18 protein-coding genes are annotated in these 26,360 nt (G+C 73.4%); 7 read left to right on the plus strand and 11 right to left on the minus strand.

Features of this window, described 5'->3' with window-relative positions; all coding sequences use genetic code 11:
- Positions 1–66: 66 nt before the first annotated feature.
- Positions 67–3,978: an AAA family ATPase gene (locus WMF34_RS36465; protein ID WP_437990720.1), complete on the plus strand. Its 3,912-nt coding sequence runs from the start codon at positions 67–69 to the stop codon at positions 3,976–3,978.
- A gap of 36 nt (positions 3,979–4,014) precedes the next feature.
- Complete coding sequence (locus WMF34_RS36470) at positions 4,015–5,103, plus strand: AAA family ATPase (RefSeq protein WP_437990721.1); 1,089 nt, start codon at positions 4,015–4,017, stop codon at positions 5,101–5,103.
- 33 nt (positions 5,104–5,136) lie between these two features.
- Here WMF34_RS36470 and WMF34_RS36475 read toward each other — a convergent pair whose 3' ends face one another.
- From WMF34_RS36475 to WMF34_RS36510, 8 genes are all read right to left on the minus strand, one after another.
- Entirely contained in the window at positions 5,137–5,679 is a 543-nt protein-coding gene (locus tag WMF34_RS36475) for a hypothetical protein (protein ID WP_437990722.1), read from the minus strand.
- Positions 5,680–5,850: 171 nt separating this feature from the next.
- Positions 5,851–6,906, minus strand: a complete 1,056-nt coding sequence (locus tag WMF34_RS36480) for a hypothetical protein (protein ID WP_437990723.1) — start codon at positions 6,904–6,906, stop codon at positions 5,851–5,853.
- Positions 6,907–7,319: 413 nt separating this feature from the next.
- The gene (locus WMF34_RS36485) at positions 7,320–7,709 is read right to left on the minus strand and encodes a YidH family protein (RefSeq protein WP_012239789.1); all 390 of its coding nucleotides are present in this window, start codon (positions 7,707–7,709) and stop codon (positions 7,320–7,322) included.
- Between the two features lie 35 nt (positions 7,710–7,744).
- Positions 7,745–8,464, minus strand: coding sequence for a molybdopterin-dependent oxidoreductase (locus tag WMF34_RS36490; protein WP_012239790.1), 720 nt, complete (start codon positions 8,462–8,464; stop codon positions 7,745–7,747).
- A 43-nt stretch (positions 8,465–8,507) separates the two neighbouring features.
- Positions 8,508–8,888, minus strand: coding sequence for a dihydroneopterin aldolase (locus tag WMF34_RS36495; protein WP_012239791.1), 381 nt, complete (start codon positions 8,886–8,888; stop codon positions 8,508–8,510).
- Between the two features lie 206 nt (positions 8,889–9,094).
- A complete protein-coding gene (locus WMF34_RS36500; protein WP_012239792.1) occupies positions 9,095–9,406 on the minus strand; it encodes a hypothetical protein in 312 nt (103 codons plus the stop codon).
- A 103-nt stretch (positions 9,407–9,509) separates the two neighbouring features.
- The gene (locus WMF34_RS36505) at positions 9,510–10,250 is read right to left on the minus strand and encodes a Crp/Fnr family transcriptional regulator (protein ID WP_157907166.1); all 741 of its coding nucleotides are present in this window, start codon (positions 10,248–10,250) and stop codon (positions 9,510–9,512) included.
- Positions 10,251–10,344: 94 nt separating this feature from the next.
- A complete protein-coding gene (locus WMF34_RS36510; protein ID WP_437990724.1) occupies positions 10,345–14,418 on the minus strand; it encodes a hypothetical protein in 4,074 nt (1,357 codons plus the stop codon).
- Between the two features lie 417 nt (positions 14,419–14,835).
- On the opposite strand from WMF34_RS36510, the gene WMF34_RS36515 reads away from it, so the two are divergent.
- Positions 14,836–15,672 carry a ferredoxin--NADP reductase gene (locus WMF34_RS36515; protein ID WP_012239795.1) on the plus strand — a complete coding sequence of 279 codons (837 nt, stop codon included), beginning with the start codon at positions 14,836–14,838 and terminating at the stop codon, positions 15,670–15,672.
- 135 nt (positions 15,673–15,807) lie between these two features.
- On the opposite strand, the gene WMF34_RS36520 is transcribed toward WMF34_RS36515, so the two are convergent.
- Together WMF34_RS36520 and WMF34_RS36525 are read right to left on the minus strand one after the other, a co-directional pair.
- The gene (locus tag WMF34_RS36520; protein ID WP_437990725.1) at positions 15,808–18,117 is read right to left on the minus strand and encodes a hypothetical protein; all 2,310 of its coding nucleotides are present in this window, start codon (positions 18,115–18,117) and stop codon (positions 15,808–15,810) included.
- Positions 18,118–18,418: 301 nt separating this feature from the next.
- Positions 18,419–19,411 (minus strand): vWA domain-containing protein, encoded by a 993-nt coding sequence (locus WMF34_RS36525; protein ID WP_231864438.1) that lies wholly within the window; start codon positions 19,409–19,411, stop codon positions 18,419–18,421.
- Between the two features lie 403 nt (positions 19,412–19,814).
- Between WMF34_RS36525 and WMF34_RS36530 the strand changes: the two genes are divergently transcribed.
- Together WMF34_RS36530 and WMF34_RS36535 are read left to right on the plus strand one after the other, a co-directional pair.
- Positions 19,815–21,650 carry a PE-PGRS family protein gene (locus WMF34_RS36530; RefSeq protein ID WP_437990726.1) on the plus strand — a complete coding sequence of 612 codons (1,836 nt, stop codon included), beginning with the start codon at positions 19,815–19,817 and terminating at the stop codon, positions 21,648–21,650.
- Between the two features lie 193 nt (positions 21,651–21,843).
- A complete protein-coding gene (locus WMF34_RS36535) occupies positions 21,844–22,317 on the plus strand; it encodes a hypothetical protein (protein WP_012239800.1) in 474 nt (157 codons plus the stop codon).
- 107 nt (positions 22,318–22,424) lie between these two features.
- Here the strand turns inward: WMF34_RS36535 and WMF34_RS36540 are convergent, their stop codons facing one another.
- On the minus strand, positions 22,425–23,129 hold the full coding sequence (locus WMF34_RS36540; RefSeq protein ID WP_437990727.1) for a helix-turn-helix domain-containing protein: 705 nt from the start codon (positions 23,127–23,129) through the stop codon (positions 22,425–22,427).
- Between the two features lie 440 nt (positions 23,130–23,569).
- Between WMF34_RS36540 and WMF34_RS36545 the strand changes: the two genes are divergently transcribed.
- Positions 23,570–24,538, plus strand: coding sequence for a serine/threonine-protein kinase (locus WMF34_RS36545; RefSeq protein ID WP_437990728.1), 969 nt, complete (start codon positions 23,570–23,572; stop codon positions 24,536–24,538).
- A gap of 85 nt (positions 24,539–24,623) precedes the next feature.
- Complete coding sequence (locus WMF34_RS36550; protein ID WP_012239803.1) at positions 24,624–26,315, plus strand: serine/threonine protein kinase; 1,692 nt, start codon at positions 24,624–24,626, stop codon at positions 26,313–26,315.
- Positions 26,316–26,360 lie beyond the last annotated feature (45 nt).

Consider the following 26,360-nt stretch of genomic DNA (forward strand, 5'->3'; position numbering starts at 1 on the left):
CCGAGGTTCCGCACTTGCTATCCGTTCAGGGGAGGGCACCGCCCCCTGCGCCCGGCAAGCGATCTCGTGAAGATCCTAGAGCTCCATCTCCTCGCGTTCGGCCCCTTCACGGATCTCCGGCTCGACTTCTCCTCGCCGTCGCCGGGCCTCCACGTCGTCTACGGCCCCAACGAGGCCGGGAAGAGCACCGCGCTCCGGGCGATCCGCGGCCTGCTCTACGGCATCCCGCACATCACGCCCGACGCCCACCTGCACCACAACACCGATCTCCGCGTCGGCGGCCGGCTCGCGGGCAGGGGCGACGCCGCGCTCGCGCTCGTCCGCCGCAAGGGGCGCGTGAAGACGCTCCGCGATCCGGACGACAACCCCCTCGACGACGCCGCGCTCGCGCCGGTGCTCGGCGGCGTGACGGAGGAGCTCTTCCGGACCTCCTTCGGGCTCACCCACGAGACGCTGCGCCAGGGCGCCGAGGCCCTGCTCCAGGGCAAGGGCGACGTCGGTCAGAGCCTGTTCGGCGCGGGGCTCGGCGGCCCGGGGCTGCAGCAGCTGCTCGCCACGCTGCGCCAGGAGGCGGACGAGATCTTCACGCCCCAGGCGAGGACCCGCCCCCTCAACGAGGCGATCAAGGCCTTCGAGGCGGCCCGCAACGGGGCCAGGAGCGCCGCTCACCCGCCCGCGGACTGGACGCGCAAGCGGCAGGAGATCGACGAGCAGCGGGCCGAGCAGGAGCGCGTCGACGCGGAGCTGCGCGCGCTCCGGTCGACCGACAAGCGGCTCCGGCGCGCGCTCCGGGTGCTCCCGCTGCTGGAGGCGCGGCGCGCGATCCTCGGCCGGCGCGCCGCCCTCGGCCACGTCGTCCTGCTGCCCGAGAGCGCGCAGCGCGACCGCGAAGACGCCCAGGATCGCGCCGCCGACGCGAGCGCCCAGGCCTCGCGGCTCCGCGCCGACATCGCGGAGCTCGAGGCCCGCCACGCCGCGCTGGAGGTCCCCGCGTCGCTCGCGGACCTCGACGCGGGCGCGATCGACGGCCTCGTGACCCGGCTCGGCAGCCACCGCAAGGCCGCCGTCGACCTGCCGCGCGTCCGGGCGGAGCTCCACGGCGTCGAGGAGGACGCGCGCGCGATCCTCCGCAGGCTCGGGCGGGACGCCTCGCTCGCCGGCGGCGACGACCCCGAGCGGCTGGAGGCGATGCGCGTCGACGTCGCGACCGAGGCGCGCATCAAGAAGCTCGCCCGCGAGCGCGGCGCCGCCGAGGCCAAGCCGCGCGAGGTGGAGCGGCTGCTCTCGGCGCACCGCGCGCGGCGCGACGCCTGCGCGCGCAGGCTGGCCGAGCTGCCGCAGGGCGAGGACCCCGCCCCGCTCCGCGGCGCGCTCTCTCGCGCGCAGAAGCAGGGCGACCTCGAGCACCGCCTCCGCGAGGCCGCCGCCGCGGCGGCGCAGCTCGCCCGCGAGGCCGACGCGCAGCGCGATCGGCTCGGCCTCGGCGCGACCGCGAAGCGGACGCGCCTCGACGTCGACGACGCGCGGCGGGCGCGCCTCGACACGGGCGGCGCGCCCGAAGGCCGGCCGCTCTCCGCGGCCGAGGCGAGCGCCCTGCCCGTCCCGCTCCCCGAGACGGTCGACCAGGCGGCCGCGCAGTGGAGCGCGCTCGCCCGGGAGCGCGAGCGGCTCGGCGAGCGCGCCGCCGAGATCGAGGCGCGCCTCCGCGAGAGCGCCCGCGAGATCGACGCACTCCAGCGCGCCGGCGCCGTCCCCACGGAGGCCGACCTCGCGGAGGCGCGCGAGCGCCGGGACGCCGCCTTCAAGGCGCTGGTGCGCGCCCTCCAGGCGAAGGCGGGCGCCCGCGCGGCGGCCGCGTCGATCCACACCGCGTCGCTCTTCGACATCGGCGCGGACGCGCCCGCCTCGCCCGGGGCGCGGCGCAGGCCATCGCTCGCCGCGCGCGACGAGCCGCCGGCCGCCCGGGGGAAGCCCGACGAGTACGCCGACCTGGTCCGCGCCGCCGACGCCCTCGCCGATCGGCTGCGCCGCGAGGCGGACCGGGTCGCCCGCCTGGCGCGGCTGCTCGCGGACGAGGCGCGGGCCCAGGCGGACCAGGCGCAGCTCGCCGCGGAGCGCGCCGCGCTGGCGCGTCGGGCCGAGGAGGCCGAGGCCGCGTGGCTCGAGCTGTGGCGGCCCGCGGGCGTCGCCCCGCGCTCCCCCGAGGAGATGCGCGGCTGGCTCGGCCGCTACGCGGCCTTGACCGCCACGGTCGACCGGCTGCGCGCCGCGGAGGCCGAGGCCGAGGCGCTGCGGGCCCGGATGCAGGCGCACGCCGCCGAGCTCCACGCGGCGCTCCAGGGCGCCCGCGCCGCGCCGGACGCCTCGCGCGGCGACGCGGCCGGCGCGGGCCCGCGCGGCGACGCGGCCGGAGCGCCGGAGGACGCGCCGGCGCGCCTCCCGGCGCTCGTCGAGGCCGCGGAGCAGGAGCTCGCGGCCATCGAGGGCGCGGCCCGGGAGCGCAAGGAGCTCCTGCGGGAGCGCAAGGAGCTCGAGCGCGAGATCGAGGACCTCGAGCGCGAGCAGGCGCAGCACGCGCGCGCGCTCGAGGCGTGGCGGGCCGAGTGGGCCGACGGCGTGCGGCCGCTCGGCCTGCCCGGCGACGCCTCCGCGGACGAGGCCACGGCGATCCTCGACGAGCTCGGCGCGCTGTTCCGCAAGGCGGACAGCGCCGCCCACGAGCGCCGCCGGGTGCGCGGCATGGAGCGCGACGCCCGGGCGTTCGCGGCCGACGTCGCGGAGCTCGCGTCCCGGCACGCGCCGGATCTCGCCCCGCTGCCGGCGGATCAGGCCGCCGATCAGCTGATCAAGCGCCACCACAAGGCGCGCGCCGACCTCCGCGAGCGCGGCGAGATCGCGCGGAGCCTGGCCGACAAGCGCCGCGAGCTGGATCAGCAGGACGCGCGCCGCGCGGCCGCCGAGGCGCGCCTCGCCAAGCTCTTCGAGGCGGCGGGCGTCCCGCGCGGCGGTGACGACGCCGACGACGTCGCCGCGCTCTCCCTGGCGGAGGAGCGCTCGCGCGAGGCGCGCCGGCTCGATCGCGAGCTCGTCGAGAACGAGGGCAAGCTCCTCGAGGCGGGCGAGGGCGCGGGCATCGCCGCGCTCGAGCAGGAGACCGCCGGGGTGGAGCGGGACGCGCTCGCGCTCGAGCTCGACCGGGCGGAGGAGCGCCTCGCGGCGCTCGAGGACGAGCGGCGCCGGATCGACAGGGCGCTCGGGAGCCTGGAGCAGGAGCGCGAGCACCTCCGGGCGACGGTGGGCGCCGCGGAGGCCGCCGCGGAGGCGCAGATCTGCCTCTCGCACCTGCGCGGCGAGGTGCGCCGCTACGTGCGGGCGCGCCTCGCCGCGGTGCTGCTCGATCGCGAGATCGAGCGCTACCGCGAGCGCAACCAGGGCCCGATCCTGGCGCGCGCGAGCGCGCTCTTCCACCGCCTGACGCTGGGCGCCTTCGCCGGCCTCCGGGTGGGCTACGACGAGAGCGAGCAGGCGATCCTCCGCTGCGTCCGCGCGGCGGCGTCCGGCGCGGCGGAGCCCGCGAAGGCGCCCGCGGACGCAGCGGCGGAGCCCGCGAAGGCGCCCGCGGACACAGCGGCGGAGCCCGCGAAGGCGCCCGCGGACGCAGCGGCGGAGCCCGCGAGGGCGCCGGTGCAGCGCGAGGTGGACGTGACGGGCCTGAGCGACGGCACGCGCGACCAGCTCTACCTCGCGCTGCGCCTCGCGAGCCTCGAGCACCACGCGCGGACGGGCGAGCCGATGCCGCTCATCCTGGACGACATCCTGATCCACTTCGACGACGACCGCGCCCGGGCTGCCCTCGCGGTGCTCGGCGAGCTCGCGGGGACGACGCAGGTGCTGTTCTTCACGCACCACGCGCGGCTCTGCGAGCTCGCGCGCGAGGCGGTGCCGGCCGACGTGCTCCGCGAGCACCGCCTGCGGTAGCAAGGCCGGTCACCGCGATACGCTATCCTGGGCCGGATGACGGTCCAGGAGCTCCACGTCGCGGGATACCGCTCGATCCGCGAGCTGACCCTCCCCCTCGCGCAGGTCAACGTCATCGTCGGACCGAACGGCGTCGGCAAGACCAACCTCTATCGCACCATGGTGCTGCTCGGCTCCGCGGCGAGCGGGACCTTTGCGCGCACGCTGTCCGAGGAGGGGGGGATGCCCTCGGTGCTCTGGGCCGGCCAGCGCAGCAAAGGCCCGGTGCGGATGACGCTGCGCGTGCGGCTGGCTCAGCTCGTCTACGAGCTTCAGTGCGGGCTGACGCCTCCGCCGGGAGGGCCGTTCCAGCTGGACCCGGACATCAAGGAAGAGAACCTCTGGCTGCTCGACAAGCGCCGCCGCCTGCCGATGCTGGAGCGGGCCGCGGGCTCGGCCTTCGCGCGCGACGCGGACGGCCACCGCGTGACCTTTCCCTTCTCGCTCTGGGGCTCGGAGTCGGTGCTGGCGCAAGTGGTGGAGCCGCACCGCTTTCCGTTGCTCTCGGTGGTGCGGCAACAGCTGATGAACTTCCGGTTCTATCACCACTTCCGCACCGACTCCGGCGCGCCGTTGCGGGTCGAGCAGGTCGGGGTGCGGACGCCTGTGCTCAGCACCGATGGCCACGATCTGGCCGCGGCGCTGGCGACGATCCTCGACATCGGCGACAGGGGCGCCTTGAAGGATGCCGTCTCCAGCGCGTTCCCTGGCGCGTCGCTCGAGGTCTCCTCGACGCAGGGGCGGTTCCGCGTCGAGCTCGGGTTGCCAGGGATGTCGCGGCCGCTCGACGCCCGCGAGTTCTCGGACGGCACGGCGCGCTATCTCTGCCTCCTGGCGGCGCTGCTGAGCCCGAGGCCTCCGCTGCTGATGGCGCTGAACGAACCGGAGACGAGCCTGCATCCGGATCTGCTCGGGCCGCTCGGGGATCTCCTTGTGCACGCGGCATCCCGGAGCCAGCTGTGGATCACGACGCACTCCCGCCCGCTGGCGGAGCGGATCCGCAAGGCGACGCCCTGCCGGCTCATCGAGCTTGGCAAGAATGGTGGAGAGACGGTGCTGGCGAGCGGCGCGACGGAGGATGAATGACGTCCGCCATCAACGACAGAGGTCTCCTCGTGTTCATTCGATGGTCCATCGAAGCACGGGACCAGCGACGACGACGAAGGCCGCGTGGCCCGGAAGCACAGGACTATCCCCGCCGAGCCACTGCACATGGGCGCTCGTCGACCAGCCCAGCGGCCCTGCGAAGTACGAGTTGACCTGCGCATGCCCGCCTATCGCCACGCCAGCGACGCGCCCGCACAAGGCGGCGCCGCACGACGGCATGTCGTAGAACGCGACCGATGGCCCCAGACTGAAGTTGCCGTCCTCCCACGTAACTCCGACGTCGAGTGACGTCTGATTGTAGACACCGAGCCCGCCGCCCTGGCTCGCCAAAAGGATGGTGAACAGGTCGTGGACCGTGAACAAGAAGTCTCGCTCGAAGGGCCACGATATCCCCGCTTGTGGACCCACCGCGGGGCGAGAATCGTCGCCGATCTGAATCCACCCGAAGCTCCCACCGGCGCTGATTTCGGCCGCTCCTGCTCGCGCCGGTGCGGCGAGGAGCGGGAGGACGACCGCGACCGCCCATGGGATCTTCTGCCAGCCTCTTGTGCCCATGGTACCTCCCCTTTCCCCCGGCGGACGAGCGACGTGACGACGCGAGCCGTCCTACTGACGGTGAAATTGGACGTCAACCGGGATTCCCGCGGGTAAACGCTCACGGTTCAGGGAGTGATCCGGGGAGCCCCGGCGTCGCCGTCTCCGAGGTGGCCGCCGACGACACGCTCATCACGCCGGACACGGCCCGCCGCACCCCTCGCCGCCGCAGTCGATGCCCTCCTCGTCGCCGTTCTTCACGCCGTCCGTGCAGGTAGGGGCCTCGCAGGCGCCACCCCAGCACACCCCGCTCTTGCAGTCCGCGCCGGTCTTGCAGCCCCCGCCCGGCTCGCAGCGCGGGCAATACTGCTTGCCGCAGTCCACGCCGGACTCGCGGCCATTCTTCACCCCGTCGCTGCAGGTCGGGATCATGCAGCTCTCGTTCGTGCACACGCCGCTCATGCAGTCCGTGGCCGCGCGGCAGCGGTCCCCCGCCTGGCAGGGCCGGCAGGGGCCACCGCAGTTGAAGCCGGTCTCTCCGCGATCGCCGTCCTGCACGTCGTTCACGCAGTGCTCCGGCACGCACCAGACGCCATCACACGCGAGCCCGCCGGGACAGCGCAGCGACGCGTCGGTGGCGACACACTGCACGCAGGCGCCCTCATGGCACCGCCCCTCGCCCGAAGCAGGGCACGTGACTTCGTTCAAGAGGAGGTGCTGCGGCTCATCGACCGCGCAGAAGTCGAGGGTGCACTGGTTGCCGTCATCGTAGACGTCCTGGGCCGCCGCGCTGACCACGCGGCCGTCGGCCGTACACTCCTCGATCTTGCAGTCGCCGCGGAGCTGCGACTCGAGCGGGCCCTTGTGGATCTCCACCGCGCACGCGCCGTCCACGCACCGCCCCGCGCCGCACCGCGGGTCCGGCGGGCCAGGGCACTCCGCGTCGCTCTCGCAGCCGCCGGGCGGCCCCCCGGGGCACTCCGCGCCGCTCTCACAGCCGCCGGGCGGCACGGGCACCCCGGAGCACTTCTCGGTGCCCTCCTCGGTGCCCTCCGCGCACTCGTCGCAGGTGAGGCACTCCTTGAAACACTCCGAGTCCTGCTCGCCGCGCGAGCCCTCCTCGCCGCGCGCGCAGCAGATGACCTTGCTCGGGTCGCCGCACACGCAGCGCTCATCGACGCAGACCGTGCCCGGCACGTACTGGTGGTCCGACTCGCAGTCATCCGTGACCGCGCAGTCTCCGCCCATATAGGGCACGTCACCACATGCAAAGAACGTCGCTGGGCCGATGAGAAGAATGGAACCAACCAACCAAGGCGCGATGGGCCTACCCATGCTCCAGTCCTCCGGCACGAGGCTGAGGCGCCGGCACCCTGGCGGCCCCAATCCGCCGGGGTGTCGTTTGCCTGTCATCCGAGGCGCGCACTATGCCGCGTCGGGCCCGCCGCCGTCACGCAAGTTTTCGCCAGAATGCGCCGCTGGGGAGGCGGCCTTCCAGCAGGGCAGGCGCGCCGTCGAAGAGAGGAAAAACGGTGCTCGTCAACGGAAAGCCGCGGACAGGCACCGTGTTCTCCGCCGGGCCGCGAGGAGGGGACGTCCGCTGCCGTGCGCCCCTGCTCACCGGGTCGCGCCGCGTCGCACCGGGACGCTTCGCCTCCGGCTCACGAGGCGAACAGCCAGGCGATGCTCGCCGCGCCGGCCAGGAAGAGCGCCGCCGTGAAGATCAGGATCGCCGTCCGGTCAGGTCGGTACTCCCCACGATCGATGGCGCGAGCGACGCGCAGGTAACGCACCGCCGCCCACGCGATGAGCCCCATCCCGAGCACGACCATCCCCGCGCCGAGGCCCACGACCTCGCGCAGCAACGACCGCGGCCCTCCCGGCGCGGTTGGCGGCCCCGCCTCCAGGAAGTAGAGGCTGACCCGGTTGAGCGTGATGCCGAAGCCGAGCAGCGCGATCGCCGTGCGCACGTAGGCGAGGTGCGTCCGCTCGTTGGCCAGGTGCTCCCTCGCGTAGGCCTCCGTGCGCTTCACGCTCTCCTCGCCGGGCATGGTGGCTCGCCCTCCTCGTCGCGCGGCGCCCCGCCCTAGCGGCGGCCGTACCGATCGTCGAACCACGGGTACGCCGTGTTCGAGTAGCCGCGGACCTCCCAGAACCCCGGCTGATCCGCCGCGCTGAACGTGATCCGCCGGATCCACTTCGCGCCCTTCCAGGAGTAGAGCTGCGGCGTGATCATCCGCACCGGGCCCCCGTGCTCGCGCGGCAGCGGCTTGCCCTCCCAGGTGTGGACGAGCAGCACGTCGGGCAGCATGGCCTCCTCGAGCGGCAGGTTCGTCGTGTAGGGGGTCTGCGTGCCGGGCGCGATGTCGCTCGCCTCGATCAGCACGAAGCGCGCGTCCGCGAGCGGGCGCGCGCGCTCCGCAAGGGCGGCGAACCGGACGCCGATCCAGTGGTTGTCCAGGCGGCTCCAGGTGGTCACGCAGTGGAAGTCGGACACGTCCAGCGTCTGCGGCAGCGCCATGAACTCTTCCCAGGAGTAGGTCCGCGGCGCCTCGCAGAGCCCGTCGATCTCGAGCTGCCAGCGCTCGGTCGGGATGTCCGGCGTATCGCCGAGATCGAGCACCGGCCAGCTCTTCACCTCGCGCTGCCCGACCGGCAGCCTCGGCATCCCGTGCCGGTTCGGCGGCCCGCTGCCCATCGGCGCGAGCCCGTCGAAGGCGCCCTTGCCGCGCGCCGCCTGCCGCGCGGCGAACGCTTGCTTGCGCTCGATCAACGACCTCGCCCGCCGCCCCGCGTCGTCCCCCATGACGTGACCATGGCGAGAGCTCTGGACGCCTGCAAGAGCGAGCTCATCCGACCTTGCGGCCCGAGAGCTCCACGGATGCGGCATCCACCGACACCGACGTCGGCGGGCCGAACTTCTTGACCTGAACGGTCACGAGGAGGGCCGGCGTGTCGTCGAGCACGCGCTCGATGATGCGCTCGGCGAGCGTCTCGAGCAGCTTGTATGACGCGCTCGTGCCCGATTCGACGACGAGGCTCGCGAGCCTGTCGTAATCGAAGACGCGCGCGCGCGTATCCGCTCGAGGCAACAGCGAGACCGGGAGCTCCACCTCCAGGCACACGACGAAATCCTGGGGCAGGTCGCGCTCGGCGCGAGACACGCCGTGCTTGGCGCGAAAGCGGATGCCGTCAAGGCGGATCCGGTACGTCTGGATCGCGGACTCCATCGGCGCCCCCTAGCACGCCTTCCGGCCGGCTTCCGCCGCAAGAATGCCAGGCGGCAGGCTCGCCCGCTCGCCGCGGCCTTCCCGGCGCGCGGCGGCCGTTCGGCGTGCCCCGGCGCGGGCGGCCTTCCCGGCGCGACCGCCCTCCAGGCGCGCGGCGGCTGCGCGCCACGTGCGCCGCCTGCGCCGCGTGCGCCACGTGCGCCACGTCAGAGGAGAGGCCGCTTGAAGCACACGGCTTCGATCTTCGCGGTCATCTCGCTGCGCAGGAACTGCACCGGCTCCCAGCCTTCCTGCCCGAACCGCTTGAGGACCGGGTTCCATCCGGACGTGGTGGTCACCTCGATCACCTGACTGTCGCTGACGCGCGCGGTCTCCACGTCCACGCATCGAATCTCCCACCGGGGCGGATCGGTCCCCGCCTGCACCGGCGGCACCAGGAAGCGCGGCGCGACGTACGACGCGGAGCAACCGAAAAGAAATGCGACGGCGATGGCTGTCCCGGAGCTGAGCTTCGGCATGAGCGGTCCTTTCCTGCGGGGTCGACCCGCGAAGGCGTATCGACGCTTCGTGCGCCACGTCAACTGGGAACGGCGCGCGCCCCGCCGCGGGCTGACGCCGCACCTAGCGCTTGCGGGCGAGCGCCTCGCGGTCCTTCACGATGAGGCGCCGCCCCGCCGCGTCGAGCACCCCCTCCTTCCGGAACGCACCGAGCGTCAGCGTCACCGTCTCGCGCGTCGACCCGATCACCTGGGCGATCTCCGCGTGCGTGATCGGCGCCGAGATCAGCGTCCCGCGCGGCGTCGGCACGCCCCACCGCTCCGCCGCGTGCAGGAGGAACTCGGCGAGGCGCCCTCCCACGTTCTTGAAGAGCATCGACTCGATCCGGTCCTCGGTCTCCCGCTGCCGCGCGACGAGCAGCGCGAACACCGCGCCCCCGAGCCCCGGGTGCTGGGCGCAGAGCTCGCGGACCAGCGCGAGCGGCACCCGGACCACCTCGGCCTCATCCATCGCGATCGCCCGCTCCGTCCGCGTCTCCAGCCCGCCGAGGCACGACTCGCCGAGCACGTCGCCCGTGCCGCGGTAGCTGAGCGGGAACGCGGCCCCCGCCTCGTTGACGCGCTCGACGCGCGCGCGCCCCCGGCCGAGCACCACCAGCGTGTCCGCGGGGGCCCCCTGCTCGAAGATCGCCGCGTCGGACGCCACCACCTCGAGCACCGCGGCGTCCGTGACCGCCTCCCGCACCTCGCGATCCACCTGCGCGAACAGCGAAGAGAGCCGGAAGGCGCGCGCCACCCGAGCCTTCACGGGATCCGTGGGCTGGCGGCCAGCATCCTGCGCGTACTGGGAATCCAGATCGCTCACGGTAGGGAACAAAAGAGTAATCCATACCGCGTGGGTTGACACACAGGAATCCCTGCGACCGAGGCCCGGGCGCGGGGCGAACGGAGCGCCGCGCTCAGCGTCCGTCGCGGTCGAGCTGCACGACGATGTCCCGGTCGAGCGCGCCGTCCGCCGCGCGGGCGAACTGCTGGAACTTCGTATAGGCATCGGGCTGCACGCGGCCCGCGGGCAGCTCGAGGAATCGATCGAGGACCAGCGCGCCGCCCTCCATGCGATCGTTTACCCGCACGGCGCGCCCCGCGTCGTCCGCCGTCGACGGAGCGAGCTTCGTGACCACGCGCGCGCCCGCGGGGAGCTTGACGCGGAGCCGCACCTCCGAGCGCGTCGCGATCTGCTCCGACAGGTAGAGCGGCGTCTCGCGGACCGGCAGGCTGGCGAGGCTGGCCACGCGCACGCCGAAGGGCGGCGTGATGACCAGCTCCCCTCCCTGCGCGCGCGCGAAGCTCGCGGCGGCGATCTTCATCTTCAGCGTGAGCGGCCGGTCGATCTCGCTCAGCTCCTTGATCTCGATCGCCTGGAGCCGCGCCCCCGGCACCATCTGCGGCAGGAGGCGCGACTCGACGGCGTCCCTGAGCTGGGCGTCCGGGAGCGACTCCAGCGCCGAGCGCAGCGCGATCGCGAGCTTGCCCTCGTAGCGCTGCTCGATCGCCAGCGAGGCCGAGCCGTCCCGCGCCACCTCGGCGACGCCCTCCGTGACCACGCCGTCGTGCGCGCCGGACGAGGGCGTCACCTCGCGCGGCGTCCCCGGCTTCAGCACGATCGCCGGTTGCCCGCGGAGGGAGCTCGGCAGGTAGCCGTACGGCGCGAACTTGTCGCGCACGAACATCCAGCGGACCCCGCCCGCGCCGGGCTTGTCCCCGGTGTCGAGGCGGACGGCGAGCGCGTTGAACGTCTCGGCCTCGCTCATGGGCCCGCGCGGCGGCGCGGTGAGCCGGTCGCTCACGACGCCGTAGCCGGCGTCGATGCCGACGAGGCGGCACAGGTAGAGGAACGCCTCGGTCCGGTTGCCGCTCTTGCCGATGACGACGCGGCGGCCGTCGTCCTCGCGCCCCGGCTCCACGTTGGCGAGCACCCACCGGTAGATCCGGCGCGCCTGCTCGTCCTTCGACGGCGCCGCTCCCCCGGCCTCGCCGCGCGCGCCCTGCGCGGCGCCGGCGGCCTTCCCGTGCTCGCCGCCGCCCGCGGCCGGCGAGCGCGGTGCGAGCGGCGTGCGCGTGATCGCCTGCGCGATGCGCACGAGCCGCGGATCGCGCGGCGTCTCGTCGGCGGCCGCGTCGACCATGCGCGCGATCGTGCTGTCCAGGCGGATGCCCCAGCCGATGCGGATGTTCGGAAGGAACTCCGATATCGGCGCGCTCGCCGGCTCCTCCGGGAGCGCGGGGCTCTTGTCGACCCGGTAGCGGCGCGTGACGAGCGCTCCGGACTCGACGATCTCCGGCGCCGGGACGGCGCCGGAGGCCTCCACGTCGAGCGGCCTGCTCTTCGGCGACACGACGATGAACTCGCTCCGCCAGTAGGGGACCTTCTCCTCGCGGAAGAACCAGCGCGGGCCCTGGAACGTGAGGCCGCCCTGCCCGTCGCCGCGCAGCACGAACAGGTTCTCCACCTCGATGTAGTCGCCCACCTCGAGGTGGGGCATCGTCACGGTCGGCTTGTCCTCGATGAACTCCGGCTCGTGGATCGACCCGTCGCGCTTGACCGTGCGGAGCTTGAGCACGAGCCCCTCGGGCATGCGCTGCTCGGCGTGCTCCTGGATGGCCTCCCGCGACTGGATCCGGATGATCTCGTGCTGGAGCATCCGCGCCGAGCCGTCCTCGTGGACCCACATGGCCGCATAGTCGAGCACGCGCGCCGCCGTGCCCGGCATGACCTCGCCCGAGGCCTCGTGCTCGGCGATCACCTTCTTCGAGTCCAGCCGGTACGGGCTGAGCTCCGTCGTGCCGTCGAGCAGCTCGATCGCGTCGCGCAGGCCCGAGGTGTCGGCGCCGGTGCGGATCGCCTCGATGAGCGCCTTCTGGAGCGCGTCGCGCTCTCCCCGCGCGAAGCGCGCGTCCGCGAGGGCGAGGCGCGCGTCGGCGTCGTCCGGCGACTTCGCGAGCGCGCGCTCGAGCTGCTCGAACGACTCGGCGCGCTTGCCGGCGCGGGTCAGGAGGTCGGCGATGCGCGCGGCGATGTCCTTGCGGTCCTTGCGGGCGGAGCCGAGGCGCTGGAGCTCCTTGATCGCCGCCGCGTAGTCGCGGCGATCGATCGCCCTCTCCAGCTCGATCTCCGCGTCGGGATCGAGCTCCCGGATGCGCGCGGCGAGGGCGTCGGCCTGCGCGATGTGCCCGTCGCCGTCGTAGATCCGGAGGAGCGCGCCCAGCACCTCGATGTCGTCCGGGAAGCGCGCGGCGGCCTCCTTCACGGTGCGGACCTGCTCGACGCGCCAGCCGAGGCGCGAGTACATCCCGGCGAGCGTCTTCAGGAGGTCGGGCACCTCCCGGAAGCGATCGGCGAGGGCCTCGATCGTGCGGGTCATCTCGGACAGGCCGACCTTGTCGGCCTCCTCGAGCGCGAGCCAGAGGCGGGGGTACCAGAGCTCCGGGTCCTTCTCCGCGGCGCGCGCGCGCACGTCCTTCACGAGATCTCGCCCGTCGGACGCCGGGAAGATCGGGTCCTTCTCGAGGAAGACCGCCTGGGCCGCGAGCGCGGGGCCGGTGGCGCGCGCAGGATCGGCCACGAGCGGCTCGATCAGCACGGCGCTCACGTCGTCCTGGCCCTCGAGGTGCGCGATGGTCGCGGCGAGGTACCGGGCGATCGGATCGGCCACGTCGCGCTCGGCGGGGGGCGCGCCGCGCAGGCCGAGCGCGCGCGCCACCTTCGGCGCGGGCTGCGGCGGCACGCCGAGCGCCGTGAGGAACGGCTCGATGGGGTTGGGGTCCGGCAGGACCTCGGGCGGGACGAGCGAATAGGGCGGCGTCGGATCGGCGGACGTGGCCACGCCGAGGGGCGTGCCGTCGGGCGCGAGCAGGCGGATGGATGTGTCGCGGCCCCCGACGCGGGCGAGGATGCGGTGCCGGCCGGGGCCGAGGCGCAGGCGGACGCCGAAGCGGGGCCAGATCCCCCACTGCTTCGTGTCGCGGGTCAGCACCTCGACGTCGTCGACGAGGATGGCGTAGGCCCCCTGGACGGCAATGAGCATCTCGCGCTCGGCGGGCAGGTCGACGAAGGTCTCGACGTAGAAGATGCCTCCCCTGGCCCCGCCCTCACCGGGCCCCTCCGGCGCGACGGCCGAGAGCTGGCAGCCGCGGCGCTCGGCGCCGAGCACGCGCGGCGGGCCTCTGCGGTGGGGATCGCGCGGGAACACGGGCGGCCAGGGGCCGGCGCGCTCCGCCTCGTAGTGGACGCGGTGGTCGCTCGCCGCCAGGCGGCCGAACGGGCCGGCGAAGCGGGCGTTCTCGATGCACCCGTAGCGGCGCGCCGCGCGGTCGATGAGCGGCACGGCGGGCGCCGCGCGGTCGACGAGCGGCACGGCGGGCGCCATGCCGGCGGCGTCGTCGGCGGTCCCGGCGGCGCCGTCCGGGCGCGCCGCGGCGGCCTCGTCCGGCAGCCCGTCGAGGCTCCACCACTCGACGAGCTCCCCCCGCGCGCGCCAGCCCAGCTTGCCCGGGTGGTCGATGGCGCGCAGGACGACCTCGCGGGACTTCTTCCAGAGGCCCGCGACGCTGGAGCGCAGGCCGAGCAGGCGGTTCGCGGCGAACCAGCCCACGAGCGGGGCGTCGGGGTGCGCGCTCACCCGGGCGGCGTCCAGCGCATCGAGGTAGGCCGCCGCCGCGCGCGCGTTGCGGCCGTGCCCCTGGTCGTCGATCGCGCGCCCGAGCGACGCGAGCATCGATTTCGCGCCGATCCCCTCCAGGCGCTTGCGCGCCTCCCTGGCGCCGGCGGGCGTGCCGCCCGGGACCAGGAGCTCTCCGAGGAGCCAGCGGCCGACGACCTCGCCGTCGGCCGAATGCGCGCCGGCGTCGCGGAGCGAGGCGATGGGGTCTTTCGCGCCGGGCGCGGTGACCGCGCCGCAGGCGCCGAGCGCGAGGGCCAGGGCGGCGGCGCCGGCGAGCCGGGCGAGCGTGGAGAGGGGGCGAGGAGCGCGCATCGGCCCGGTCCTTAGCGCGAGCGACCGCGTGCGCACAGAGACGCCGCGCGGCGAGCGCTCCTGGCCCGCCCGGCCCGTGAGCGCCCCGCCCGGCCCGCCGTCGCCGCCCGACCCGCGGCATGCGGTCTCCGCGGCGTGTTGCCAGCGGCTCCAGGCATCGTCAAGGAGCGCCGTCGCCCCTAGAGGACGACGCGCCACGAGGTCGTGCGCGACAGCGTGGACGGCCTTACGGGTCGATGGCGATCTTGATTATCATTTGCATCATTGCTATGTGAAGCGGCGAACTCATGGAAGACGACCTTGCGGTAGAGCTCGGCGCGCTCGCGCACCGCGGCGCCGCCCCGCTGTCCTGATCGGGGAGCGCGCTCTTTCGAACCACCTCGCCGCGATGCTTTCGCACCGACAAGGATGAACGACATGGTACCCGGTTACACAGAAGAGACGGTGCTTGAGGTCCACCACTGGACGGACAAGCTCTTTACGCTCAAGACCACCCGCTCGCCGAGCTTCCGCTTCGCGAACGGGCAGTTCTGCATGATGGGGCTCGTGGTCGCGGGCAAGCCGCTCGTCCGCGCGTACTCCCTCGCGAGCGCGAACCACGAGGAGACGCTCGAGTTCTTCTCGATCAAGGTGCCGAACGGCCCGCTGACCTCGCGCCTGCAGCACATCGCCGTCGGCGAGACGATCCTCGTCGGCAAGCGCGCGACGGGCACGCTCACGATCGGCAACCTGCGGCCGGGCCGGACCCTGTGGCTCCTGGCGACCGGGACCGGCCTCGCGCCGTTCCTCAGCGTCGTCAAGGACCCCGAGACGTACGAGCGCTTCGAGCGCGTGGTCATCACGCACACGTGCCGCCGCGTGCAGGACCTCGCCTATGCGCGCTACCTCGAGCACGAGCTCGCGGCGGACGAGCTGCTCGGCGAGATCGTGCGGCCCAAGCTCCGCTACTACCCGTCCGTCACCCGCGAGGCGTTCAAGACCGAGGGCCGGATCACCGCGCTCCTCGAGTCCGGCCGCATCTTCGCCGATCTGGCGCTGCCCGCGCTCGACCCCGCGCACGACCGGCTGATGCTCTGCGGCAGCTCGGAGATGCTCGCCGACACCGCCGCGCTCCTGGAGGCGCGCGGCTTCGAGGAGGGCAACAGCGGCGAGCCGGGCGACTACCTCGTGGAGAAGGCCTTCGCGGGCGAGAAGCGCTCCCCGCTCGCCAGCGCGTCGCCGGCCGAGAGCACGAACCTGTCCGGCCCGGCGTGACGTCGCGCGCCGCGCGTCGGGCTGCGCCCGGGACCCCGCGTCGGCGTCACGGCTGACGCGCGGGTCGATGCGGCGCGCAGGCCGCGGTTTCGGATCTGGACCGGGGCCGCCGCCCGCCCCGGGCCAGACCGCGGCTCACACGCTCGCTTCGACAGCGCTGGCGACCTGCTGGAGGAGCACCGTCTGTTCGATCACCTCGGGCGGCACGCCGACATCGTCGCGCACGACGGCCACGTCCTCGCGCGCCACCGCCACGTCCTCGCGCACGACGGCCACGTCCTCGCGCGCCACCGCCACGTCCTCGCGCGCCACCGCCACGTCCTCGCGCGCCACCGCCACGTCCTCGCGCGCCGCCGCCACGTCCTCGCGCGCCACCGCCACGTCCTCGCGCGCCACCGCCACGTCGTCCCGCTCCGCCGCCCGGCGCAGCGCCGCGATCTCCGCCTGCGCGGCGACGAGCGCCTGCTCGAGCTCCTCGTGGAGCGCCGGCGGAGAGCCGGCCGTGCCGCGCGCCTCGGTCAGCTCGCGCTCGAGCTGCGCGATCTTCCATCCCGCGGCGCGCAGGTCGGCCTCGCTCGAGGCGGCGCTCCGCGCCAGCGCGTCGAGCTGCTGCCGCAGCGCCTCCACCGCGCCGCCCGGCCCGCCCTGCCCCGCGAGCGCTCCGCCCTGCCCGCCGTCCGCCGCCTGGCCCGGCCCGCCGTCGCCGGCCGGCGCCGACGCGAAGACCGTCCCGAGCTCGTCGACGAGCTCCTTGCCCACCCGCTCGCTCTCGCGCAGCTGCGCCATGAGCGACGCGATGACGTGGCCCCGGTCGCGCAGCGCCTCCTCGAGGCCCGCGATCTCCGCGGCCGCCGCCTCGCCTGCGTCGCGCTTCTCGAGCTCCGACGCCCGCTGCTCCAGCGCGACGACGGTCTGCTCGAGCTCCACGATCCGCGCCTCGAGCAGCAGCCTGCGCGCGTCGAGGGCGCTCCGCTGGTCCTCCAGCGCGCGGCTCTCGCGCTCGTTCCGGTCCGCCCGCTCCTTCTGCCGGTCGCGGTCGCGCGCGAGCTCGGCGCGGGCGGCCTCCAGCTCCTCGACCCTCCCCGCCGCGCGCCGCGCCTCCTCCAGCGCGCGCTCGCTCTCCTGCGCGCGCCTGCGCGCCGTGTCCCGCTCGGACATGAGCTTCGAGAGCTCCCGCCGCGACCCCGCGGCGGCGGCCTCGAGCTCCTCCACGCGCGCCGAAAGCGCCGGGTCGGGCGCCGCCACGGCGGGCCGCGCCTCGAGCTCGGCGATCCGGGCGCGCGCGGCCTCGAGGTCGGACGTCGCGGCGTCGAGGCGGTCACGGGCGCCGGCGATCTCCGGCTTGTTGCGGATCATGCCGAGCTCGAGCTCGACCTTGGTCCGCACCCGCTTCTCGTCGTCGAGCTGCTTGGCGAGCCGGGTCGCGCGATCGCGCTGGCTGCGGAGCTCCTCCTCCATGTCGCGGATCTGGTGCGACAGGCGCTCGGCCCGGACGTGGGCGTCGCCCGCCCTGGCCTCGACGTCGCGGAGGCGCGCCGCCCTGGCCTCGAGCTCCGCCTCCACCTCGGCGAGGCGCGCGGCCGTGGCGACCGCGCTCTCGGCGCGGACCCCGGCGTCCTCGCGGTCGCGCTGGTGCCGGGTGCGCAGCTCCGCGAGCTCGCCCCCGAGCCGCTGTGCGCGGCCCTCGGCCTCGATGAGCGCCTCGGGCGGCGGGCCGGCGCTCGCGCCCGGGAAGTCGGCGAACGGCAGCTCGATCACGGCAAACGCGTCGAGCCTGGGCAGGCGCTCGCCGGCCACGGCGATGAACCACTCGGGCTCCTCGGACGCGTCGAGGATCGACGTGTCCACGCTGACCTCGGGCTCGCCCTTCGGCGCGAACTCCGCGACCGTGTAGCCGACGAACGGCGCCTGGCCGACCATCCGCACCTGCTTGAACTGGAGCGCCACGAGGTCGTAGAGCGCGTAGTAGCCGGGCGCCGCGCCGCGGCGCGCGCCCGCGGGGAGCAGGCCCCGCGCGGCCTCCGGGTTCGGCGACGCGATGACGGCGACGCCGCTCGCGGCGGTGAGGCGTCGGGCGCGCCGGACGACCTCGGCGGGATCGGCGAAGAGGGAGAGATCGGGGATGACGAGGGTGTCGAAGGCGCCGTCGCGCACGCCGAGGTCGCCCTCGAACACGGCGACGTTCGGGTGCGGCTGCCGGGTGGGCGCCGTCCGCGCGAGCTTCTCGGCGACGCGCGCGGCGTCCGGGTCGTAGGCATGGACGAGGCGGGCTCCGCGCTGGAGCAGCCGGTCGGCGAGGCCGATGGTTGCGTCACCCACCACCGCGACCCGCCGGCCGCGCACGAGCGGCTCGAGGTAGGCGCTCAGCACCAGGGCGGGATGGAGCGCGGCGGGGGCGGCGTGCCGCGGCGAGCCTGCGGCGGCGAGGGAGGACTCCTTCGTCATGGTTCCGTCCTCTTACGGCTCTGGGGGCCCGGAGTCCACAAAGCGCAGTGCAGAGTTGCAAGGCGGCGCTCACCGCGCTGGGCGCCGCCGGGCGCCGCCCGCGCGCGCCGGTCCGACGCCTTCGTGCCGGCCCCACGATCCGCGCCCCCACGCCGCCAGCGTGGTGAGCCGCCTCACCCATGACGCTTCGCGTCTGCGTCGCAGGTTCCTGGGCCTCTCTGTCGCTCCCGATGTAATTTCCACGACACCGGCGGTCCGCCCTCTCTCCTTCGAGATCGCGCGGTCCTTCTGCTGCGCTCGGTCAGAGGATCACGGTCTCGCAGCCGAGGAGGATCTGGATCTTCGCGATGGAAGCGCCCCTGGCGGCCTCGCAGGTATCGGGGCACAGCACGAGGGCCGCGGGAGAGGCCGGGTCGTCGTAGCGCCAGCCTGGGCCGTCGCAGCCGGGGCGCTGCGGCAGGACCTCCTGCGATGCGCCGTCGAGCCCGAAGAGGACGTTGACGTCGTCGAACGCGACCTGTCCGCCGGCCACCTGGGAAGGGACCTCGACCTCGCACGGGAGCGCCTGCCCCGTGACCTTCGCGAGCGCGTTCTGGAACTCGACGGCGATGTTGGTCGCCCCGACGAGGACGGCGGCGTCGGTGCCTCCCGCGGCCGCGACCTGGTTGGCGAAGCGCTGGTTCACGCCCGGGAGCCCGATCACGAAGGTGCGCACGGGGGTGCCGTGGCGCGCGCCCGCCGCCGCGAGATCCGCGATGGCGTCCGGGTCTTCCGGGTTCACCCCGGCGCACTGGGCCGCCGGCCCCTGGGGCTGCCCATCGGTGACGAGCAGCACAGCCGAGGCCTCGCCGGGGTGGTTCTTCGCCACGTCGATGCCCTGGAGCAGCGCGCCGCCCAGCGCCGGATAGACGGGCGTGCTCGCTCCGTTCGGCGACTCGGCCTCGATGGCCGCGACGATGGCGCCCGCGTTGTCGGGGAGCGGACCGAACGGGACCAGCGGCTCCCTGTACGCCTCGTGGTCACAGGCCGGCACGGCGTCCGCGACCCGCGGAAAGAAGCGCAGCGCCACGCGCACGCCGGCGAACCTCGCGCTGTTGACGAACGCCGTCAGGCCGGCCTTCGCGCTGGTCCACTTGTCGCCCGCCATCGAGGACGACTTGTCCATCATGATGTAGAGATTGAGCGGGACCGCGATCGCCTCCTCGGTGACAAGGCCACACGCGGCGTCCGGATCGAGGGCTTCGACAGGCGCGTCGGTCGACAGCCCGCCATCCGGATCAAAGGTCCCGCCCAAGCCAGCTCCGTCCGAAGAGGAAGAGGACGAGACAAGGCCAGCTCCTGAGTCCGGCGCACACGCGCCATGGAGCCCCATGGCGACGGCGAGCCCAACCATGGAAGCGAGCGAGGTGAGGTGGAGCGATTCGAGGCGCATGGGATGAATCGAGGACAGCGAGGACAGCGAGGACAGCGAGGACGGCGCGGAAGCGGGAAGATACGCAGACACAGAGTACCGGAGACGGTGACAGGCGCGAGGGGCGAATCACGGAATCGTGAGCTGGCACGCGCCGGCGCAGCACATAACGACGTGGGCGGACGCGCTGTTGATGTCGGCAGCAATGTGGCGCACAGCCCCATGATGATTGGAAACGAGCGAGACAAAGTCTTTTCGAGAAGCGCGCGAAGGTGCAGAATCAAGCATGCGCGCACAATTCTTCCTCGAGACGGCATCTCTGCTCGCATTGCTCTCGGCGATCGGCTGCGCGGAGAGCAACTCGATCGACGGCCCCATCGGGCCGGTCGCGGGCACGGGAGGCGGCCCGGGCGCGGGCGGCGACTCCTCCGCGAGCAGCAGCACCACGACAGCGTCATCGAGCAGCGCCGCCGCGAGCGGCTCGGGCGGGAGTGAGGGCAGCTCGGGCGGGGGTGAGGGCGGCTCGGGCGGAGGTGAAGGCGGCTCAGGTGGAGAGGGGGGCAGTGAAGAGGCGAGCGGCGGCGCTGGGGGCACGGATCGATGCGCGCTGGGATGCTTGCCGGGCACACACGACGTGGACGGCAATCCCCTCACGGGGGACGAGTGCGGCTGTGAATACGCGTGCACGCCGACCGCGGCGGGAGAGGCGGGCGAGGATCCGATCGACGCCGAGTTCATCGACGACAACTGCGACGGCGGCGACGGGCTCGTCGAGCAATGCATCTACGTCTCGGCGAGCACGGGGGACGACGCCAGCAGCGGGACGCGCGACGCGCCGGTGGAGACGATCGCCAAGGCCATCCAGGTGGCGCAGGCGGGCGCGGTGCCGGCGATCTGCCTGTCGGGCGAGCTGTACCAGGAGGCGGTCACGGTCGTGTCCGGCATCAGCATCTACGGTGGGTTCGATCACGCCAACGCTGACTTCAAGTTCCGGAGGACGCCCTCGGTGACGACCACCGTGCGCGCGACAGGCACGGTGTTCCACGCGCCGTCGATCACGCAGCCGACGCACATCGAGGGCCTCTCGATAGAAGCGCTGAGCCCGTCGTCGGCCGGCGCGAGCACCTATGGAGTGCGCCTCGGCGGGGGGACGGCGGATCTCTTCGTGCGGTTCAACCAGATCAACGTGGAGGAGGGCCGGGCCGGCGCCGCGGGGACGAGCGGGGCGGCGTACACGGCGGGGACGGCGGCGGCGGGGAATGCGGGAGAGCAGGGCTGCCACAACTGCAGCGGTCTCGGCAATGCCGGCCCGGCGCCCACCTGCGACGAGCCTGGCGGGAGAGGCGGATATGGCGGACATGGTCCGAACACCGGAGCGGCGGGCCATCTGGGCAGCCAGGGCGCGGCGGGCGGCGCGGGGGGCATCGCGTCGAGAAGCTGCTCGACGCGCACCTCGCCAGAACAAAATGGCGCGCCGGGCATGGCGGGATCGCAAGGGACGCCGGGAACAGGGGGCGCGAATCTCGGGCGCATCGCCTCGGGCGTCTACCAGCCTGCGAACGGCACCAACGGGCAGCAGGGAAAGAACGGCGGCGGCGGCGGCGGCGCGGGCGGCGGCGGCGGCGGCTCGTGCTCGCCATTCCCTGATGATCGCGGCGGTGGCGGCGGCAGCGGCGGATGCGGCGGGCTCGGAGGCCGCGCCGGCCAGGCTGGCCTCGGTGGAGGCGGGAGCTTTGGTATCTTCGCGGCGGCCGGACGGGTGGTCGTCTCCCGCAACGAGATCACGACCGGAAAGGGCGGCAACGGCGGCCGCGGCGGCAACGGCGGAGCGCCGCAGTTCGGAGGGAACGGCGGCCCTGGCGGACCCGGTCCTGATGACGCCGGCAACGGCGGCGTCGGCGGCAGGGGTGGCAATGGCGGCGACGGCGGCCCCGGCGCGGGCGGGGGCGGCGGCCCGAGCGCCTGCCTGGCGCGAGCCGCGAGCGTCGGCTTCACGTTCGGAGACAACAGCTGCTCGACCGGCGCCCCCGGGTACGGCGGCGCTGGCGGCACGACCCCGAGCGGCGGCGCCGCGGGCGCGGGACAGGACGGTGAGGCGGCCGCGAACCTGCAGATCAACTGATCAACGCTGCTGCGCTCGAGGAGCTATCTCCCACACGTTCGTCCGCCCAGGGCGCCGGCGCCTCCAACGCCGTGGAGGCGCCTCCGCTAGACTGGAGCAAAGCGACAGGCGCCCGTGTTAACGCGTTGCGACGGCACGCCGACCGGCTAGAACGGCTCCCCGGAAGCAACGAGCGCTGACGACAGGAGCCGCCATGACCACTGCAATGCAGATGCCCATGATGCCGCAGACGATGTACCCCATGATGCCGACGCCGGAGATGGCCGCTGGCGCAGCCATGATGCCCGGCATGATGGGCATGGGCATGCCCATGATGGGCATGATGCCCGGCATGATGGGTATGCCCATGATGCCCACGATGGGCATGATGCCCGGCATGATGGGCATGAGCATGCCAATGATGCCCGGCATGATGGGCATGGGCATGCCCATGATGGGCATGATGCCCGGCATGATGGGCATGGGCATGCCCATGATGTGCAAGATGTCGTGTGAGATGACCAAGGACGGAATGGTCTGCAAGATGATGCCGCCCGAGGGCATGTCGATGGACGTGCTCAAGGAGCGCTGCGAGGCCATGACGAAGATGATGTCGGCCGGGATGCCCATGATGATGATGTGCGGCGGGATGCCCATGATGATGTGCACCCCCGCAACGACCAAGTAGCGCGGCCGCAACCCCTCCTCGGAGCAGCGGAGCGTCGGCGCTCACCGGCGTGCTCGCGCGGCTCCGCCCCTTCCCTCCCCCGCCTCTCGGCGAAGAACGCGCCCGCCTCAAGGCGCCGGCAACGAATACGTCATCACCAGGTACATCAGCGAGTCGACGTTTGCCGGGTTGCGGTAGACGTGCGGGACATCCGCCTGAAACACGAGCGCGTCGCCCGTCGCGAGCAGAAACCGCTGTCCGTCGACGCTGATTTCAACGGTCCCCTGACAGACCACGATGTTCTCGGTCGTCCCGGGCGGGTGGGGATCGGCATTCTCGACGCCGAGCGGGGCCAGGCAGAGCTCGTAAAACTCGACCGTTCGCGGCGCATCGAACGGGAAGAGCGCGCGCGAGGTGAACTTGCCGTCGTGCGATGTCAGCCGCTTCGCGCGATCCCCGCGCAGCAGCATGGGGCCGCTCGCCGAGCGGGCGCTGACGAGCGCCGAGAACGGCACGCCGAGCGCGCGGGCGATCTTCCAGACGACGTTGATCGTGGGCGCGCTGCGGCCGAGCTCGACCTGGCCGAGCATCGCGCGGCTCACGCCGGAGATCTTCGAGAGCCGCTCCAGCGAGAGGCCGCGCCGCGTCCTCAACCGCCGAAGGTTCTCCCCGACAACATGCGTGAGATCCGGCGGCGAGTCGTGGTGAGCGACCTCATAGGTCCACTCCTCCTCCAGCTCCTGCGCGCCGGGCCTGGCTGGCTGCACGTCGAGCGCGACCGGCAGCGCGCCGTTCACCCCGGGAAGGTCGCTGTTCTGTCGGACGGATCTCATAGGAGGATAGGCGCCACTCTACACGGGATCTCAGGTCGGCAAACCAACCAAATTCGTGGCTGCGTCATAATGAGTGTGATCGATCATCAGGCAATTTCCGTCACTCCTAGGATATGGCCTGAACCCGATCCGTGACGTCCCTGTCGCATTCGCTTTCCCCTCGGCGTGTTCGCCCTTCCGCGCAGGGTCGCGCTTCCTCCCAGCGCGCTTCGCCGCACGCTCGCTCGCCGCAGGCCTCTTCCCCCTGCTGGCGCCTTCCCGCGGGGCCACGTCCCCCGGACGCTCGCGCCCCCGCCCCGCTCCGCCTCCGGTCCGCCCCCCTGGCCGGCGAATGAGGTCGGCGCCCAACCGTCCCTACCGCCAGCGCGCCGAAGCGGCTACAACCTGGGCTCGCTGCGCGGCACGCTGACGCAGCGCGCTCGAGCACCGAGGGCTTGCCGATGGACCACGACATCGACGACGTGATCGACGGCCGGTACAAGCTGATCGAGGTGGTCGGTCAGGGAGGCCACGGCGTGGTCTACCGCGCCCTGGACCAGGAGACCGGCGCGCACGTGGCCGTCAAGTACCTGCGGCCCGAGTTCGCCAGCGATCCCGCCCTGAAGGCCCGCCTGCGGCGCGAGGCCCGCGCCATGGGCGAGCTGGCCGGCACCAGCGCGACGCACGTCTTCGCGTTCAGCGAGGCGCCCGACGGCACCCTCTACATCGTCATGGAGTTCCTGAAGGGCAGCGATCTCGAGACGGCGCTGCGCCAGCTGGAGGCGCGGAACCAGCGGCTCCCGCTCGACGAGATCCGCGAGCTGTTCCGCCCGATCGTCGACACCCTCGACGCCGCGCACGCGCGCGGCATCGTCCACCGCGATCTCAAGCCCGCGAACATCTTCGTCCTCGACCACGACACGGGCGTTCCTTCCTCCACCTCCCCTCACCGCGGGAGCGCGCCGGCCCGCGCCGGCACGGCGGCGCGGGGGCGCGTGCGCTTGCTCGATTTCGGCCTTGTCAAGGTCATGCAGGCCGACCCCCTCACCCGCGAGGGCGCGATCCCCGGCTCGCCCAGCTACATCGCGCCCGAGGTATGGAAGGGCCGGCCCCAGGAGATCGACCACCGGATCGACATCTATTCGCTCGGCGCGGTGCTCTTCCGCGCGCTCGCGGGGCGCGTGCCGTTCGCCGGCGCGAGCCGGGTCGACATCCTGCTCGCCGCCGCCCGCGGCCCGCGGCCGAGCTTGCACGCCTTCCGTCCCGATCTGCTCCCCGAGGTGGACGCGTGGGTCGCGCGGGCGCTCGCCGTGGCCCCCGAGGAGCGCTTCCAGGACGTCCGCTCGCTCTGGAGCGCGCTGGAGCCGCACCTCGACCACGCCGATCGATCCGGAGGTGAGCCTGCCGGCGGAGGCGCGATCCTGCGCTGAGCACGTTCCTCACCCGACCGCCTTGCGACGCGGGAAGCGGCGCTGGTAGCGTGGTGCAAACCATGCCTGAACCGAGGGCCGCAGGATGAGCTCCTCGCCCGGCCTGTTGCAGCCGAATACGCGGTTTCGCAACCGTTACCAGGTGCTGCGCGTCATCAAGGCGGGCGGCATGGGCGCCGTCTACGAGGTGATGGACGACGTCACGGCGACGCGCCGCGCGCTCAAGGTGATGCTGCCCAGCCTGCTCGACAGCGAGGAGCTGCGCGCCCGCTTCGCCCTCGAGGCCCGCATCACCGGCGTCATCGAGAGCGACCACATCGTCAGGACCTCGGACGCCGGGGTCGACGACGAGACCGGCACCCCGTTCCTCGTCATGGAGCTGCTCCGCGGCGAGGAGCTCGGCAGCCTCGTCAAGAAGCGCGGCGCCCTCCCCGCCGAGGACGTCGCGCTCTACCTGTTCCAGGCCGCGCTCGCGCTCGACAAGACGCACGCGGCGAGCATCGTCCACCGCGACCTCAAGCCGGACAACCTGTTCGTCACCGTCCGCGACGACGGCTCGCCGTGCGTGAAGATCCTCGACTTCGGGATCGCCAAGGTCATCGAGCAGCACCACGCCTCCACGCTGACGCGGCAGATGCTCGGCACGCCCGTGTACATGGCGCCGGAGCAGATCCGCGCCGAGCGCAACGTCGGCCCGCGCGCCGACATCTACGCGCTCGGGCACGTCGCGTACGCGCTCCTCGTCGGCGAGTCGTACTGGGCCCAGGAGGCCGAGGCGACCGCGTCCCCGTACATGCTCGCGGGGGAGCTCCTGCGCGGCGCGATGGAGGCGCCCAGCGCGCGCGCGGCGCGGCGGTCCTCGGCGGCGCTGCCGAAGGAGTTCGACGGCTGGTTCCTCAAGGCGACGGCGCTCAAGGCCGAGGACCGCTTCGAGCGCGCGTCCGTCGCGGTCAGCGCGCTCGCCGCCGCGCTCGACGTCGCCCTCCCGCGGGCCTCGCGCGTCATCCTCCTGCCGGAGCCGGCGGCGCCCGCGCCGAGCGAGAACCCGAGCCCGACCGACCCGACGCTGCCCTCGAAGCCGGGCACGGCGAAGGGCTTCGCCGAGGTGCCGACCGTCACCGTGCCGGAGCTGTCGTCGAAGACGCCTCCCTCACGCCCCGGTCCGGCCTCCTACCCCAGCCCGCCCTCGCGCTCCGTCACGCCGTCGGCGCCCAACCCGCCCTCGCGCTCCGTCCCTCCCTCGTTCTCTTCCGCGCCGCCCGCGCCTTCGGCCGCCTCGAAGTTCGCGGAGACCCGGCCCCGGACGCCGCCCCCCCTGGACCCGCCGGGCCGGACGGGCCTCTCCGGGAGCGAGCCGTCGAGGAGGACGGATCTCACCTCGAGGCGCGAGCGCGCCCCGCAGCGGCGCTTCACCGTCAGGCCCGACACGTCGACGGGGGTCCTCCACGTGAAGGTGTGGGGGTTCTGGGACATCGACGAGGGCAAGGCGTACCTCGACGAGTTCCGTCAGAAGGCATCGACGCTGCTCAACCTCGGGAAGCCCTGGTACGTGCTCGCCGACATCGCGGACTTCCCCCCGCAGAAGCCCGAGGTGAGCCCGTACGTCGAGCAGACCATGGCCTACGCCGTCGAGCACGGCATGCGCAAGGCGGCGAACCTCGTGAACAGCGCGCTCTCGAAGATGCAGATCTCCCGCCTGTCGGCCGCCATGGGGCTGCCCGAGTACTCCTTCTTCACCGCGGAGGCCGACGCCGTCGCGTGGCTCCTGAAGGGCTGAGCGCGAGGCGGCCGAGCGACGCCGGCCGGCCGCGAAGGGCCGAGC

It is taken from the genome of Sorangium sp. So ce145 (assembly GCF_051525985.1).
GTDB lineage: Bacteria > Myxococcota_A > Polyangia > Polyangiales > Polyangiaceae > Sorangium > Sorangium cellulosum_B.